This is a genomic window from Collinsella sp. AM28-11LB (assembly GCF_003469895.1).
Classification (GTDB): Bacteria; Actinomycetota; Coriobacteriia; order Coriobacteriales; family Coriobacteriaceae; genus Collinsella.
This window is the reverse complement of record NZ_QSKJ01000004.1, coordinates 133,073-149,430: the sequence shown is the minus strand read 5'-3', so window position 1 is coordinate 149,430 and position 16,358 is coordinate 133,073. Positions and strand designations below refer to the sequence as shown.

General features: G+C 59.0%; 12 protein-coding genes. 5 read left to right on the top strand and 7 right to left on the bottom strand.

Going from position 1 to position 16,358, the window contains the following annotated elements:
* Positions 1-133: 133 nt before the first annotated feature.
* Complete coding sequence (locus tag DW732_RS04350) at positions 134-1,237, top strand: RsmB/NOP family class I SAM-dependent RNA methyltransferase (protein ID WP_118098905.1); 1,104 nt, start codon at positions 134-136, stop codon at positions 1,235-1,237.
* Positions 1,238-1,261: 24 nt separating this feature from the next.
* Here DW732_RS04350 and DW732_RS09870 read toward each other — a convergent pair whose 3' ends face one another.
* The gene (locus tag DW732_RS09870) at positions 1,262-1,432 is read right to left on the bottom strand and encodes a hypothetical protein (protein ID WP_158557554.1); all 171 of its coding nucleotides are present in this window, start codon (positions 1,430-1,432) and stop codon (positions 1,262-1,264) included.
* Positions 1,433-1,625: 193 nt separating this feature from the next.
* Between DW732_RS09870 and DW732_RS04345 the strand changes: the two genes are divergently transcribed.
* Positions 1,626-2,717 (top strand): hypothetical protein, encoded by a 1,092-nt coding sequence (locus DW732_RS04345; protein WP_118098904.1) that lies wholly within the window; start codon positions 1,626-1,628, stop codon positions 2,715-2,717.
* An 80-nt stretch (positions 2,718-2,797) separates the two neighbouring features.
* Here DW732_RS04345 and DW732_RS04340 read toward each other — a convergent pair whose 3' ends face one another.
* Positions 2,798-3,688 carry a DegV family protein gene (locus DW732_RS04340; RefSeq protein WP_118098903.1) on the bottom strand — a complete coding sequence of 297 codons (891 nt, stop codon included), beginning with the start codon at positions 3,686-3,688 and terminating at the stop codon, positions 2,798-2,800.
* 318 nt (positions 3,689-4,006) lie between these two features.
* On the opposite strand from DW732_RS04340, the gene DW732_RS04335 reads away from it, so the two are divergent.
* The 3 genes from DW732_RS04335 to DW732_RS04325 all read left to right on the top strand — a co-directional run bounded on the left by DW732_RS04335 (position 4,007) and on the right by DW732_RS04325 (position 7,022).
* Positions 4,007-5,923 carry a fructose-1,6-bisphosphatase gene (locus DW732_RS04335; protein WP_118098902.1) on the top strand — a complete coding sequence of 639 codons (1,917 nt, stop codon included), beginning with the start codon at positions 4,007-4,009 and terminating at the stop codon, positions 5,921-5,923.
* 78 nt (positions 5,924-6,001) lie between these two features.
* Positions 6,002-6,397, top strand: coding sequence for a GtrA family protein (locus DW732_RS04330; protein WP_118098901.1), 396 nt, complete (start codon positions 6,002-6,004; stop codon positions 6,395-6,397).
* A 217-nt stretch (positions 6,398-6,614) separates the two neighbouring features.
* Entirely contained in the window at positions 6,615-7,022 is a 408-nt protein-coding gene (locus DW732_RS04325; protein ID WP_022095123.1) for a GtrA family protein, read from the top strand.
* Between the two features lie 159 nt (positions 7,023-7,181).
* Here the strand turns inward: DW732_RS04325 and DW732_RS04320 are convergent, their stop codons facing one another.
* The 5 genes from DW732_RS04320 to DW732_RS04300 all read right to left on the bottom strand — a co-directional run bounded on the left by DW732_RS04320 (position 7,182) and on the right by DW732_RS04300 (position 16,005).
* Positions 7,182-8,066, bottom strand: coding sequence for a DUF4430 domain-containing protein (locus tag DW732_RS04320; protein ID WP_233539356.1), 885 nt, complete (start codon positions 8,064-8,066; stop codon positions 7,182-7,184).
* A 9-nt stretch (positions 8,067-8,075) separates the two neighbouring features.
* A complete protein-coding gene (locus DW732_RS04315; protein ID WP_158567346.1) occupies positions 8,076-11,762 on the bottom strand; it encodes a DUF4430 domain-containing protein in 3,687 nt (1,228 codons plus the stop codon).
* A 431-nt stretch (positions 11,763-12,193) separates the two neighbouring features.
* Complete coding sequence (locus tag DW732_RS04310; RefSeq protein WP_118098899.1) at positions 12,194-13,957, bottom strand: AarF/ABC1/UbiB kinase family protein; 1,764 nt, start codon at positions 13,955-13,957, stop codon at positions 12,194-12,196.
* 8 nt (positions 13,958-13,965) lie between these two features.
* Positions 13,966-14,382 carry a hypothetical protein gene (locus tag DW732_RS04305; protein WP_117583986.1) on the bottom strand — a complete coding sequence of 139 codons (417 nt, stop codon included), beginning with the start codon at positions 14,380-14,382 and terminating at the stop codon, positions 13,966-13,968.
* Between the two features lie 99 nt (positions 14,383-14,481).
* Positions 14,482-16,005 carry a C69 family dipeptidase gene (locus tag DW732_RS04300; RefSeq protein ID WP_118098898.1) on the bottom strand — a complete coding sequence of 508 codons (1,524 nt, stop codon included), beginning with the start codon at positions 16,003-16,005 and terminating at the stop codon, positions 14,482-14,484.
* Between the last annotated feature and the right edge of the window lie 353 nt (positions 16,006-16,358).

Genomic DNA, 16,358 nt, shown 5'->3' with positions numbered 1-16,358 from the left:
GTAGTCAATTTGGGACGGGGCTTTTTTAGCTACCCGTCCCATCCTTGGCTGCAGCGCTTGCCAAAACAGACGGGATAGCTAAAAAAGCCCCGTCCCAAATTGACTACTTGAGTGGAACAGGAAGGAAAGACGGATGTCCAAGCCGCGTCGTCGTAAGCAGAAAAAGCAGGTTAAGCCCGAGCTCAAGCTCAGGCAGTTTGCCGCTACCGAGCTTTCCGACAAGCTTGCCGCCCAACCCTCCGCCGCCGATCTGCCGCGCTTTATGGTCGACACGGTTGCCGGCGCCTATGCGCCCACCGATGCCGAGCTTATGATCGAGGGCTTCGGCGCCGCGGCCACACGCCCCGTCACGCTGCGCGCCAACACGCTCAAGGCATCCGCCGAAGACATTGCCGCGGCACTCGACGCCGCCGGCATCGTCCATCGCACCGTCGCATGGTACCCAGACGCTTTCATCCTGCCCGAGGCCCAGGTTTCCGACCTGTGGGGCCTCGACATCTATCGCGACGGCAAGATCTACCTGCAGAGCCTGTCGTCCATGATGCCGCCGCTCGTGCTGGGCGCCCAGGCCGGCGAGGACATCCTGGACATGTGCGCAGCCCCTGGCGGCAAGACGACGCAGATCGCCGCCCTCACCCAGGGACAGGCACACCTCACGGCCTGCGAGATGAGCATTCCCCGCGCCGAAAAGCTTGAGGCCAACTTGGGCCGCCAAGGCGCCAAAAACGTGCCTGTCATGCGCATTGACGCGCGCGAGCTTGACGAGTTCTTCCGCTTTGACCGTATCCTGCTCGACGCCCCCTGCACCGGCACGGGCACCGTTATCAGCGACAACGAAAAGAGCCTACGCGGCCTCACCGAGCAGTTGCTCAACAAATGCGCCCGCTCGCAGCGCGCGCTTCTGGACCGCGCCTTGGGGGCCCTCAAACCGGGTGGCACGCTGGTCTATTCAACCTGTTCGATCTTGCCGCAGGAAAACGAGGATGCCCTGCAAGAGGCCCTCGACAAGCATATGGACTGCGAGCTCATCCCCCTCGACGGCACGCCAAGCGAAAGTGAGGCACGCCGCGCCCAGGAAGCTGGTGAGGAGCCACGTATCGAGTCCAACGCCCTCACCGAGGCCATCGCCGCCGGCCATGTCTCGTCCGTCGCCAACGGTATGCCCGGCACGCTCACCATTCCGCCTAGCCGCGACTTTGAGGGCTTCTACATTGCCCTGATCCGAAAACGCAGCTAGCGCACGGATCCAAAACTCAACAAGCTATCTCCGTGCGCGTTTGCCCTGCTGGTCGCGATGCTGTTTAAGCATCGCGCGCTCCTTGCGTTCGGCCCTTTTACCCTTAATGGCCGTGACCACAAAGTAGATGACCGCGGCGGCAACGATTGCGCCCACACACAGGCCAATCGAGCCCAACATTGCCGAGAATTCCATACCGCGTCACCTTTCTTTTGCATACGGGACTTTCAAGATAGCACCTCGATTCCCGCCACCACAGCTCCTTCACGTTCGCCGGCCCTTCGGTCTAACGGATGACGCGGCGGGGAAAAATCAACTCGTCAAACGATTTAGCAAGCACAGCGCTGCCGGCACCCTGCCGGCCGTCATCACATAGAATCGAGCCTCCATGGATACCCTCAACGATCTAAACGAGCGCGTCGACGCCTTCGTCCGCACCAGCTCCTTCGACACGCCCACCGCGACAAACGACCAAGCCCCCATCGATGTTCCCGCCGAGGTTCACGAGGACATCGTCGCCTCGGTCGATTTTTCCGAGGTCGAGCTTGCGGACGAATTTACCGAGCCCCAGGTAGCCGTAACTCCCAATGGCCTTTTGCCCATGGAGCCGCTGCCCATCGACGGGCGTCTGCGCAAGGCGGCCCTCCGCATGCCCGATGAGATCGAGGAGGCCAGCGGCTTTACGCTCTTTGGCCGCCGCATCAAGTCGCTCATTTACACCACCGATGTCGCGGTTATCCGCAACTCCAATGCCGATGCCGTCTTTGCGGTCTACCCTTTCACGCCGCAGCCCGCCATTACGCAGGCGCTGCTGACCGTCGCCGAGTGCCCGGTCTTTGTAGGCGTGGGCGGTGGCACCACTACCGGCAAGCGCTCCGTGCAGATGGCAGCCGTCTCCGAGATGCAGGGCGCGGCGGGCTGCGTGGTCAACTCCCCCGCCACCGCCGAGATGGTCGAGCACATCACCAACATCGCCGACATCCCCGTCATCGCCACGGTCGTTCGTTGCGACGACGATGCTCACGCCAAAGTGCGCGCCGGCGCCAAGATCCTCAACATCGCAGCCGGTAAGAACACGCCGCAGGTCCTGCGCGAGCTGCGCGAGCACTATCCCAACCTGCCGCTCATCGCGCCGGGCGGCAAGACGCCCGAAAGCATTCGCGAGACCATCGCCGCCGGCGCCAACGCCATCATCTGGACGCCGCCTTCGGCACAACAGCTACAGACCGACATGATGCAGCGTTATCGCAAGATGAAGGAAGACGCCACGCCCGTTATTTCGCGCGAAAATGTACCTATTATTGATCAGGTCGCCGCCGCCGAGGTCAGTCAGGTCGAGAATATGAATCCCGACGTGCCAATTCCCGACGAGGTCATCGAGCGCGTCGCCTCGATCCACGAGCGCGTTGAGGAACGTCGCGCCAACCGCGGCCTCAAGCCGTCGCTACACGGCTTTTTCTTCCGCGGAAAGAAACGCTAGCAAAACAACTTGGCCCGCCCCACAAACGTGAGGCGGGCCGTTTTCGTTTGAGCAATCATGCGGCGACGTGATGGGGCAAATTAATCCACGCGCTTGTCGCCCATAAAGAAGAGCGCCACCGTACCAGGTCCGGTGTGCGAACCAATCAGAGCACCGATATTGTTGATCTCAATCTTGCCTTTGAGCTGCGGAACCTGTTCCTCAATCAGCGCCGCAACTGCCTCGGCATCCTCTCGGCACGCCGAATGCGACATGATGCACTTACCCGAATAATCCGCACCGTCCTGCACGTGTGCCAACATGGTCTTAGCCATCTCGGAAATCGCGCGCTTCTTAGTGCGTATCTTTTCACGTGGCGACAGCCTACCTTCGCAATCGACCGTCATAAGTGGGCAAATCTTAAGCGCCGTGCCGATGATCGCGCTCGCAGCCGAAATGCGACCGCCGCGCAGGTAGCTCGACAGATCGGTCGAGAAGAACCAGTGGTGCAGGTTGAGCTTGTGCTCCTCGATCCAGGCAGCCGTCTCATCGAGTGAAGCCCCGCTATCGCGCACGTCGGCGGCATATTCCAGCAACAGGCCAAAGCCCGAAGACGCCGCCAGCGAATCGATGACGCGCACCTTGCCGTCCTGAGGATAGCGATCCGCGAGCATCTGTGCCGCAACGCAGGCCGATCCATACGTGCCCGAAATACCCGACGACAACGTCAGGTGCAGCACGTCTTTACCCTCGGCAACAATCGGCTCCCAAAACTCCTCATACTCACCCACGCTCACCTGAGACGTCTTGGGCATGGCACCCGCGGCAATCTGGGCAAAAAACTCGTCCGGCGTAATTGACTGATACAGATCGTCCGTATAGACAACATCGTCGATCTCGTAATGAAAACACACGACAGGGATATTGCGCGACGCAAAGAACTCCCGAGTTCGGTCGGCGGCAGATTCACAGGTCAGGACAAAATCACTCATATGAGGCTCCTTACTCATTGCTGCGCAAATTATCGCACAGTGAGCCTACATACGGTACATATGTTCACTATTTACCAAATAGAGCCAGAGGTAGTGAACATCTTTACCGTCATCATCTCTATCGACCCCAGCGGCATGCGTCTGTAAAAACGACCCTACGTCTCCACCCAACCGCCATATCTACCTCAACTAAATCGATTTATCAAACCGTTCGGCAAACAATTCGGCCGCCTATCCCCAATCGAAACAAAAGCGGCGCATACTGATAAACATTTGACGCTGTTTATCAGTTTTACCAACCACATCGGAAGGTGTTTCATGGTCGCATTCGATCGCAATCCGCAAGACTTTAAGTATCTGCGCCTGCTGTCGAGACAGTTCCCCACCGAGCAATCCGCGTTCACCGAGATCATCAACCTCTCGGCCATCCTCAACCTACCCAAGGGCACCGAACATTTTATGAGCGACGTGCACGGCGAGTACGAAGCCTTTATGCACATCCTCAACAACTGCTCGGGCGTCGTGCGCGAGCATGTCGACGAGATCTTTGGCGAAACGCTCTCCTTTGACGAAAAGGGTGAGCTGTGCACGCTCATCTACTACCCGCGCGAGAAGATCAAGCTGGTCCGCAGCCAGCACGAGGATTCCCCCACCTGGTACAAGACAATGCTCGACCAGCTCATTATGGTCGCTCGCTCGCTTTCGAGCCGCTATACGCGCTCCAAGGTGCGTAAGGCCATCCCACGCGATTACGCCTATATCATCGACGAGTTGTTGCACACGCACCCGGACGAGAACAACTATCGCGTGCGCTATCACGAGCGCATCGTGGAGTCCATCCTGGAGACCGCCAGCGCCGACGACTTTATCGAGTCGCTTGCCTCGCTCATCAAGCGCCTGGCTGTCGACCACCTGCACCTGGTGGGCGATATCTTCGACCGTGGCGGCGGCGCTGCCAAGATTATGGACCGCCTGCTCACCTACCATTCACTCGACATCCAGTGGGGCAACCACGACCTGCTGTGGATGGGCGCCGCAGCCGGCGAGCCCGCCTGCATCGCCACGGTGCTGCGCAACAACCTGCGCTACGACAACTACGAAATCCTCGAGAACGACTACGGCATCTCGCTGCGTGAGCTCGTCGCCTTCGCCGACGCCACCTATACCGCCGACGAGTCCATCAGCCCGCTCATCAAAGCCATCAATGTGCTGCTCTTTAAGCTCGAGGGTCAGATTATCCAGCGCCACCCCGAGTTCGATATGGTCGACCGCCTGCTGCTCGACAAGATCGATCACGACACCGGCACGGTCACGCTCGCCGACGGCAGCGTGTGGCAGCTCACGACCAATGACTTCCCCACCGTCGACCCGGCGGACCCCTATTCGCTCACGCCCCAAGAGCAGCACATCATCGACAAGCTCGTGTCCGAGTTTGTCACCGCCGATCACCTGCATCGCCATATCGATTTCCTCTATTCCCACGGCTCGATGTACAAGGTCGCCAACGGCAACCTGCTGTTCCATGGCTGCGTGCCGCTCAACGAAGACGGCACCTTTAGCAGCATGAACTGCCTGGGTGCCTGGCACGCCGGCCGCGATTACTTCGATTTTTGCGATTACATTGCACGCCGCGCCTGGCGCGTGGGCGACCGCGATGCTCTCGACTGGATGTGGTACCTGTGGATTGGCTTTAACTCGCCCGCCAGCGGACGCGTGGTGCGCACGTTCGAGCGCGCCTACATCGCCGACAAGAGCACGTGGGTCGAGCCGATGGACCCGTACTATACGCTCACCACGTCCTCGTCCGTTTGCGACGACATCATGCGCGAGTTTGGCGTCGCCCCCATGGCCTGCTCGCCGACGGGTCACATCATCAACGGCCACACGCCCGTTAAAACCACCAAGGGCGAGCAACCCATCCGCGCCGAGGGCAAGTTGCTGGTCATCGATGGCGGCTTTTGCCGCGCTTACCATCCCAAGACGGGTATCGCCGGCTATACGCTCATCTCGAGCTCGCGCGGCTGCCGCCTCAAGTCGCACCGGGCCTTTACGACGGTTGCCGAGGCACTCACGCGCAACGTGGACATCGAAAGCGAGACCAACCGTTTTGACCAAGCAGACCGTCGCCGCATGGTGAGCGACACCGATACCGGCGCCAAGATCCGCAGCCAGATCCAGGACCTACGCCAACTGCTCGATGCATATAGAAACGGTGCTATCGAGAAGCGCGCCTAGCCCCGCTTGCGGGGATTGGCTAAACTTGCTGAGTTTGTCATCCCCACGGCGTCCCGGCGCCACCCTAAGGCAGGTACCATGCAAAAGCTCCTTGCGCAGATCATGAAGTTTGGCGTCGTCGGTGTCATTGCCACGGTTATCGACTTTGGCATTATGAATCTGCTCCACTACGGTCTGGGCCTCAACATCCTGATCGCCAACACCAGCGGCTTTATTGTCTCGCTCATCTTTAACTATGTCGCGAGCATGAAGTACGTGTTTGCGCACAAGGAAGGCATGAGCCGCCGCCGCGAGTTCATCATCTTTGTCGTGCTTTCCGTGATCGGTTTGGGGCTCAACGACGGCATCGTGCTGGCCCTCAACGCCGGACTGGGACTCGAGGCCAATATCGCTAAGATCTGCGCCACCGCGCTTGTCATGGTCTACAACTTTGTAACGCGCAAGATCTTCCTGGAGGGCGAGGAGACAAAATAGCTCCACACCCTGCAGCATTACGGCGCCCACGGACAACGCGCGCTCAGCGCAGTATCGTCCGTGGGTGCCGCTCGTTTACGGGCAAATTTTCAACGTTTGCGGATTAGCTCTTGAAAATTTGGCGAGTTCGTATAGTTCTTGGCAAAGACCTTACGTTTCCCTTGCAAAAGCTCTAAAGTATCCCTGCTCGATTCATCAACGCATTGGATGTGATTACGTGCGCAAGGCGCTGGCACAACCTCATACCAAGCAGTTCCTCAAGTTCGCTGTCGTGGGTCTTATCTCCTTTGGCATCGACTGGGGTATGCTCATTGCGCTCGTCGAGCTGTTCCACCTCGACTTTTTGATGAGCACCACGGTTTCGTTCATCACGTCCGTCGTGGTCAACTACTGGCTCAGCATGAAGTACGTGTTCGACCATCGCGAGGGCATGAGCCGCAAGCGCGAGTTCACGATCTTCACCATCCTGTCGGTGATCGGTCTGGGCCTCAACGACCTGTATATGTTTGTGGGTGTCACGTTTTTGAGCATCGGCTACCAGGCTATGAAGGCCATCGCAACGTTCCTCGTCACCTGGTACAACTACTTTAGCCGTCGCTTCTTCCTTGAGGGCGCACGGTCGTAGTCGATTCACTATTTGCTTGAATGTATAACCGGTTGGAATTCCCATTCCAACCGGTTTTTTATTTGTCGAGGTCCCCGGCGACCCAGTCCAATTCGCATGAAAAACGGGCGGCCCGGATGTTAGTCCGAACCGCCCGTCCGGCGCGCTATGTCGAGGCCTCTAGCCTGCAACGTAATACCAGACCACGTTGTCGCCGTTGGAGAGAACGTAGTTGCTGCAGGCCGTCATGGGCGTTGTGCCGTTGACGGAGTACATCCAGCCGCTCGTTCCGCCGTACTGTTTCTCGGCCAAACCACCAATCGCGGAGACATACGTGCCGTACGACGAGCCATGTGCGTTGACAGAAAGGCCCAGCGCGCACAGGGCATCGTAGGCCGTAGCGCCCTCGTTAAAGGTGAAGGTGCCACCAGAAGACACAGGATTGCCCACGGCGCTCGATGTGACCGAAACCGTCACCGTTACGTAGTTGGACTCCTGCGAGCCGCCCTGTCCGCCCGAGGGAGCGCTTCCGCCATTAGAGCTGGAGGCTCCATCAGACGACTGGCCGCCGCCCGAAGAAGCACCGCCAGACACGTTGGAAGTATCGCCGGCTCCCGTATTCTGGGCAGCGGATTTATCTCCAGACTTCTTGCCGTCCTGACCATCGGACTTCTTGCTATCCGAGCTTTTATCCGATTCCTTGTTTGAAGACTCGGAATCGTCCTTGGACTCATCTTTTGCGTCATTCGATGACTTGGAGTCCTTGGAACTGGCTTCGCCCGAAGTCGTAGTCGAGCCAGACGCCTTGGTGTCCTTGGCGACAACGCTCTCCCCCGTCACGGTCTGAACGATCCAGTCGATGGACCAGGCGCCGCTCTCGGAAGGATGGACGAAGCCCAGCGAGACGACGATCAGAATGGCGCACGCGGCAGTCAGAACGCCGAGGAGCGCCTTGCGGCGAGGGGCGGACGCCGCCGAAGCGGCGCCCTTTTGCTTTGCATCGTCGAACTGAATGAACGGGGAATCTGGTTGCTTGGGGTCAGCGTCCTTGGATTTATTGGACACAGCCCTCACCTACCGACGTTTGGTGAACACGAACACGCCGACGATGGCGAGACCGATGACGCCGACGGCAACGCCAACAATGGCAAGCGGGTTGGTGCCAGCCTCCCGCTCGGAAGCACCAGAGGACTTCTTAGCAGTGGTCGTGGAAGCAGCACCCGTATCGGACTTCTTGTCGGACTTGTTGTCCTTGGTCTCGGTCTTGGTCGACACCGTCGTCTTGGTCACCGGCTTCTGGCCCGGGGCAATAGCGCCGCCCTTCGAGCCGGAGCCAGAACCCGCGCCAGCGCCAGTGCCGGAACCAGTACCGGTACCAGAACCGCTGCCGCCATTGGAACCAGCGCCGCCATTACCGCCAGGGTTGGTGGCATTCTTGGTCCACTTGGCATACAGCGTCAGGTCGGCCGTCACCGGCGTGCTAAAGTCATACGCCTGCATGCAAGCCTCATCGGCATACCAACCGCCGAAAGTGTAGCCGTCGCGCGTCGGATCGGCCGGCTTGACCAGCTTGCCATCGGCCGTAGCAACAAACTTAGTATCGCAAGCAGACCCGCCGTTGGAATTAAAGGCAACCGTCCAAGACTCGACAGCTCCAAGCTTAAACAACGTGCCCGAATCATTGATGTAGTACAGGTTGCCAGATGCATCGGCAATGACCGGAGAGTCGCAGTGCTGGTAATGGCCAGCCGCATCATAAATCTGCGTCGCCTCTGCATCGCCGAGCGTATAGCGATACACGCCACCACCAGCAGAGTAGTTGACGTAATCCTTGCTATCCGCGCTGTTAACAGTGAAGTACACATAGGTCTTGCCGCCCTGAACGCTCACCAGCGGAGTAGCAGCAATACCGTTGAGGCCAGCCGGCAGCGCCTTGCCGTCGGCAGCAGCGACCATCGTGGTCTTACCCGTCTTCAGGTTATAGAGAACCAGAGCAGAGCCAGTAGCCGTCTGTCCGCCGACAATCAGATTGTCACCAGACACCGCAGGGGCGCTCAGATTATTCGTAAGGCCCAGATCAACCGTATTCTGTTCACTCAACACGCCCTTCGCCGAGAGCGAAATCACATGGAGCTTTCCGTCGTGCGTCATCTGATAGAAGGTCGAACCATTGGACGGATCGGCAATGCAATCGGCATTTGCGACAGCGCTGAGCTTCATGGTCGAAACGACATCGCCCGTCGTCTTATCAATGCACTTAAGCGTACCCGCGCTCGTAGGAACGATGGCATACTTATCCGTCAAAGCCGCACCAGTCCAGTAATAGCCCTCGGCAGGGTCGATGTTCTGCCAAGAAACTTCGCCCGTGGCAATCTTAATGCACGCAAAGGAGCCATTGCCGTAGGTCGCGTTGTAATTCTCGTCATACGACATATCGACCGAGCCTACATAGACGTACTCGCCGTCCGAAACGACGGTGCAGGAGCTCTGCGTCAGGTCCGTCAAACCAGGCGTCAGCCACTTGCAGATCAGCTTGTCTGCAGTAATCGCCTGGACCGCACCGCCGTTGAGCGGAACGATGATAAGGCCATTGGTATAGATCGGACGAGAGGTATAGCTCACCTTGGAGGCAAGCGGCGCAGAGGCAACCTTTTTGCCCGTGGACGAATCGATCTTAATGAGCTCGTTCTCGGTCGCGATATACACAAAGCCGTTAGCGATGACAGGCTCGCTGCAGTTGGCATACTGCTGACCAGACTCGGCCTTCCAATCGAAGGCCCACTTAAGACCGGCGGCCTGCGAAGGCGTCTTGGCATCCGTTACGGACGTACCGTTGCCGCTGTTGCCGTAGCCAGCCCACTCGGCATCCCAATCAGGAGTCGTCGCATTCGGATCCACGACAATCTTGTCGGGATCGGGCATGGGCGAATCGTCGGTGGTATAGGCAAGCGTAACCTTATCGCCGCTCTTGAGCGTAATCTGGTTGGCGCAGAGTAAGGAGGACTCTCCATTGATATACAGGTGCCAGTTTTTTTTGGTCGCAGCATCCCAGGCATACGGCTTGTGATCGAACGGCGAGTTGATGGAATTGAGGAACCAGTACTCACCCCTCTGGGAGCCGTTGTACGTAACGCCCTTCGCCTTCAGAACCGTCTCAATAAGGTTCTGGGCAGTAGAGCCTTCGGGCAAAGAAACATTGCCTGCCGAGCCCCAGCGAGTATTGTTGCCGTTGACATCGGGGCCGATAACATCGACAGACCCAAGAACCTGACCAGGAAGGGCATCGGCGTCAGCACCATACATAAAGGTGACGGCGTCACCCTCTGTGAGTTCATAGTTGCCGGCACCGACCGTGGCGGACTTGCCATTTACATAGAATTGCCAATAACTGCCGGTCGCAGGATCAGACTTATAGGTCTTACCGTCAAGCGGCGATTTAATGCCGCTGAGGTACCAGCCCCAAGACTCTTCTCTGGTAACGAGCTCAAGACCAGTCTGCTCAAGGAGATCCTTAGCGGTGGAGCCCGCCTTGAGACTCGTCAGGCCCGTCGAAGCCCAGACCTGCTGCTTGCCGTCCTTGTCCTTACCGAGGACCTGAACGGAAGCATGGACAGAATCGGAGGGCAACTGGTCGCCCCAGCCACCGTAGAACCACGTAACGGTATCGCCGGCATGGATGGTGACATTGTCCGCCGTATAGTCACTCGACTTGCCGTTGATAAACAGCTGCCAATAGGTCGAATAATCGAGCGGCTTACCCAGCTCAACGCCGTTGTACTTAAGGCTCAGAATAAAGGAGCCCGCAACAACGGCATCGATGTCATTCGCCTCGAGCGCGACCTTTGTAAGGTCAAGTGCGTTCGAGCCGGACGTCACCACATACTGCGCGTTATCGACCCAAGTCTGAGTCTTGCCCTGGGCATCGCGACCAAAGACGGTCACATTTGCGGCAACCTGGTCCTTAACGACAGGAGACGCGCTACCAGCCGTATAGGCAAACTCAATCTTCTGCCCCTGGGCGAGCTTGACGCTGCTCGCGCCGACCGAGGAAGACGCACCATCAACGAATAGCTGCCAGAAGGCATAAGTCGTCGGATCGTAGGCAAGCGTGCGACCATCGCTCGGGGATGTGATGCTTTCGAGGTAGAAACCGTATGCCGTGTTCGGTTCGTACTTCGCCTTGAAGCCCGTCTTCTCCTGCAGCTTAATGAAGGCATCCGCGGCCGTCGAGCCCTCGTCGAGCTTGAGCTGCGTAGGTGCCACCCAGGTCTGAACCTTGCCGTCGGCATCGGTGCCGATAATCGAGAACGAGACCTCGACTTGCTTCTTGGCGACATCGCCGGTTTCTGTCGGGTTCTCTGCCTGAACGGTAGCCGCGGCGGCAGATCCTGCTTGGCCAGCGGATGCCGCCGAAGACTGCTCGCTCGTGGCAGGGCTCTCCCCCGTCGCCGAGCCTTCGTCGCCAGTTGCTGCCTCTGTTGTGGCGGCACTAGCCGCAGGCGCGCCCTCGGAATCCGAAACCTCGGCGCCGCTTTGCTCAGCGGTACCGCCCGCAAGCGCTGCGTCCTCGCCCGGCGTCGCAGCCTGAGCCACAGCCTCGGCAATACCCTCGGCGCCGTCGGCCCAAAGTTGCGCCGGCGTAGTGCCAAAAGCCAAGGCAAAAACCAGGAACGCCACCAGACCGCGCTTGGCTACACCGCGTGCAATCGCGCCACGGCGATGCAACGAGGCGCGCTCGCGCTCGTCCTCAAACATATCCATTTGTCCCCCATTGTCTGCACTTGGAGCGTTGCCTCGAGGCTGTCCCACGTCATCGCACATGTTGCGCTCGAGTTCCCCCATCGGGGTCCCCCTTCCCTCCAGAGCCCTATGCACACCGGCGGCATGAGCCGCGGTCGCGTGCAAGATGGGAGGCGATCCGACTTAACCTTAACGGCTCAGGCGCGCCGTCCGATCTGCGACGCGAACATCCCGAGCCAAGAGGAATTACGGTTACTGGTACAGCCGGGGACTTGCACCCCGATTCTCCCAAACGCGCAGGAAAACCGCGCGTTCATGCGTCTCCGCACCACCATCTAGGCCATCTATTATTATCGTCAATATGGTATCACGCAAAAGGGCCTCGCACGCAGGCGAAGCCCAAGGTAAAAGCTATTGTTTGCGATAGGAAAATGCGGTGACAGTCGCAGCCTCTAGTGCTTGCCGCCGTGACTGTTGAGCCAGATATTGCGGCCCAGCATAAGCGCCAGCACCAGCGCGCTCACGTAACCCAAAAAGCCAATGACCGGGATACCAAACACAACCGGCTCGATGCGCGCGTAGTACACCACCGACGAACCGATAAACAGGCCGGCAATCACAATTGCCATCGACATGCGGTCGATAATTCCACCCAGCTGTCGCAGCGCCTTATCGCTGCTCATGATCTGCGTGTTCACCTTAAGCTGGCCGCGCGTGAGCATGCGCGAAGCCAAGCCCAGATACTCGGCCGCCTCGAGCGAGCCCTTCGCCGCGCGATAGCTGCTCGCGGCAAGATCGCTCCCCATATCGCGCACGCGCGCATAGGTGCTTTTCTCGTTTTTAATATGCGTCTGGATGATCTGGATCATGTTGACGTTGGGCATGTACTCGGTCAGCAAACCCTCGAGCGTCACCATGCCGCGCGCGAACATCGTCACCACGCTCGGCAGCTCAACGTCATTCTTACGCGCGAGGTTTAACAGCGAGGTCAAAAACTCGCCGATATCCAGATCCTTCAGGTCAAGGCCCGCAAAGTCAGCCACGATAAAGTCAAGATCGGACAAAAACGCTGAATGATCGAGCTCGGCTGAATCGCCGCGCGTCACGGCAAAGCGCATAAGCGAATCCTTGAGCTTGGGCACGTCGCCCTCGGCCACGGCGAAAATCATGTCCTTAACGATGCCACGATCGTGGCTCGACATGCGTCCGACCATGCCCAAGTCGATAAAGTAAACGATGCCGTCCTTGAGAATGATGTTTCCCGCATGCGGGTCGGCATGGAAAAAGCCGTCGTCGAGCACCTGCGTCGAGTAGTCCTCGACGATTGCGGCACCGATCTTTTCCAAGTCATAGCCCTCGGCCACCAAGCGTTCAGGATCGGCGATCGAAATGCCGTCGACGTAGTCCATGACCACCACATGCTCGGTGCAAAGGTCCAGGTAAGACTTGGGACACGACACGCCGCGCACGCTCTTATGGAACTCATAGAAGTCGTTAAGGTTTTTGGCCTCGGCCAAAAAGTTGGTCTCTTCGCGAAACGAGGTCCACAGCTCCTCGACCACGCCGTGCAGGTCCACAAACTGATCGGTGTTGACGAACTTGGAGACAATGCGCACCACCGAGCGGATGATATCGATGTCCTGTGCCATAACCTGCTGCGCACCTGGGCGCTGAACCTTGACGGCCACGTCCTCGCCCGTCACCAGACGAGCGCGGTGCACCTGCGCGAGCGATGCGCTACCAAGCGGATTTGGGTCGATCGCATCGAACATCTCCCCCAAGCGCAGGCCGTACTCTTCTTCCAGACAACTGAGTACGACCTCGTACGGCACCGGCTCCACGTCAGAGCGCAGACGACGCAGCTCGTCGCAAAAGCGTTGCGGCAGAATCTCGGACCGGTTGGCCAGAATCTGCCCCATCTTAACGAACATGGGGCCGAGTTCCTCGAGCAGGCGGCGCAAACGAACCGGCGTGAGGTTATCCCACACGCGGTACTTTTTGACCAGGCGAACAATCTGCCCGATGCGCTCGCGGCGACCCGCCGGCGTGAGCTGGTATTCCTCATCCGGCGCCATCGCCTCGGGCTCCTCGGGGACCATATCGACAGCGCGCGGCTTCTTGCGAGCGCCCGAGACGGCGGCATCGACCTCATCGACAACCGCCGCCTCGTCACCCAAGGGATCTAGATTGTTGTAATCGGTGGTGGAATCTGCCATCTGCGCTGCTACTCGGCCTCTTCGGTATCCTTCGCATCGTCGGGCTCAACGGACTCGACGGGCACCGAGGTCACGTTGTCCTCGACCGAATCGACGATGTCGCGCACATGGGCCAGGAAGGCCGTGCGCTCGGGGGCGGTCATAACGCGGACGCGAGCCAGAATGAGCTCGTCGAGCACGCGCTGGGCCGCGGTCTCGCCCTGCATGCCCAGACGCTCGGTCAGGTCGGAGATGGTGCCGCCGGCCTGCTCGAACATGTCGGACACGCTGCGGGCGATATCGGGGGTGGCGGTGTCCTTGCGGACCTGTTCGCCCTTGGTATTAAGGTCGTCGAGGACCTTTTTGCCGCCTTCGACGGCAACGGCGGCAGCGCCAAAGCCAACGTTGATGGCGCCGTTAACAAGCTGATCGAGTTTCATAACCATGGTTGTCTCCAATCATAAACAACTGCATTGGCGTTCTTGTACCCAAGATCGAGTGAAAGCGACAAAGCGTTTTAGCGCTATTCAATCGACGGGAAATCCCTACCTCACGTTGTCGTTCATCGCGAAAGAGTTCTTCATGGCGCAGCTCGTGGTGTAGAGCACCTTGCCCAGCAGAGCATCGGTCTCCACCCGCACACGCTCGGCAAACTCCTCGTTGGCGCGGGCGAGCTTGGCAGGCACTTCGGCCTCGGGCAGAACGGCTACGGCGGCGTCGACGTCATGGATCTGCTTGTGGCCCATGCCACCGACCTTCTCCTGATAGTCCTCCACGGCGCGGCCGCACTCATGGAAGCGAACGTCAGCCAGCGCGCCGATCAGGCGGTTGGCCCAGTAGAAGTTTTCGGACGTCACGCGAGCCTGTGTATCGGCATAGTACTCGGGCATGGTCTCGACGTTGGCGTACAGCGGAACCAGCGCGTTAAACGAGTTGGAACCAAAGGCCATCCACTGCACGGCGCGATAGGCCGGCTGCGCATAGGGGCGCAGCTGCAACACGGCGAGCTGGCTGTTGCGGTTGATGCCGATGGGGCGATAAGCGCCACGCGTGGCAGGCGTGCCCTTGCTGCCGTAGCAGTCGTACTCCGTGCCCTGGTAGTGGCTCGAAAGCACATACTTAATGTCCTCGATGGTCACCTTGCGCTCGGGCACGCGGCTCCAGGGAATATCGTCGCTCTCGGGCGTGTAGTCGGCGTCGGGGCCGTCCCACACATCGCTGGGGTTGAGGCAGCGCTGCATGTACCACGCGCGCGGCGTGTTGTAGACATGATCGCTGTCGCTGTGCGAGCCAAAGGCCTCGCGCGGGTTAAAGACCACAGCCGGACCGTCGCCCTCAACGCCCAGCGTCAGGTCCAGATGCCACTCGGCCATCCAGGAGCGCAGGTCGGCAGAGCACATGTGGTTGACCTGGGCGCCCTCGGCGTCATCTAGGTCAAAGCTGTCGATACCCAGCTGATTGGGCATGGTCACATAGGCGTCATCAGGCACACGCTTGGCAATCCAGTGGTGGCCACCGATAGTCTCGAGCCACCAGATCTCGTCCACGTCGCTAAAGGCGATGCCGTTGTTCTCGTAGGTGCCGTAGCGCTCGAGCAGGTCGCCCAGGATACGAACGCCGTCGCGGGCGGACTTAGCGTACGGCAGGACCAGGGTCACCATGTCCTCCTCGCCCAGGCCACCAGGCTGCGCCGGCACATAGCCGTCCTCACCCTCGTTGCCCTTGGCGGGCACGTAGTCCACGAGCGGGTCGGCGCCGCGAACGCGCTCGTTGGTGGTGAGCGTCTCGGTTGCGGACATGCCAACATTGAGCTCGTTGAAGCCGGCCTCGGCCCAAATGCCGTGACCGGGGATAACGTCGGGGACGCTCGTGTAGCGCATGGGATTGTCGGGCAGCTCAACGGTCAGGTGGCTCAGGACACTCGTGTAGACACGCGGCTGCTCGTCGGGATGCACCACGCGCATGCGCTTGGGCTCAAACACCCCGTTGGACGAGTCCTCGTTGCGGGCAACCAGCGTCGACCCGTCGTAGCTCGCGTTCTTACCAACCAAAATCGTTGTGCACGGCATGCGCATCCTCCTTGAGCGAAGAAATCAAACAGTAACAGTGTATCGCTTCGGCGCAAAAAGGGCGAAACCGCGACCCCTCGGGACCCCCTCGGGACCCTGTGGTCAAAAAACGCCAAATATGAGTACTGTCACCAATTTAGTAGCAGCAAATTTCCTTGTAATAGGTGCCGAAGATCCCCATTTGTCCAAAAATAAGACAACGTTATTCCCCATAGGTTCAATAAAATGGGCTTCCTAGCGAGAATGAATATCGCTAGGAAGCCCAAAAGACATAAAACATATGTGACTATCTTGGCAACAGTACTCATATTTGACGTTTTTTGACCACGTGGTATATCGCTAACCCCTCAAAC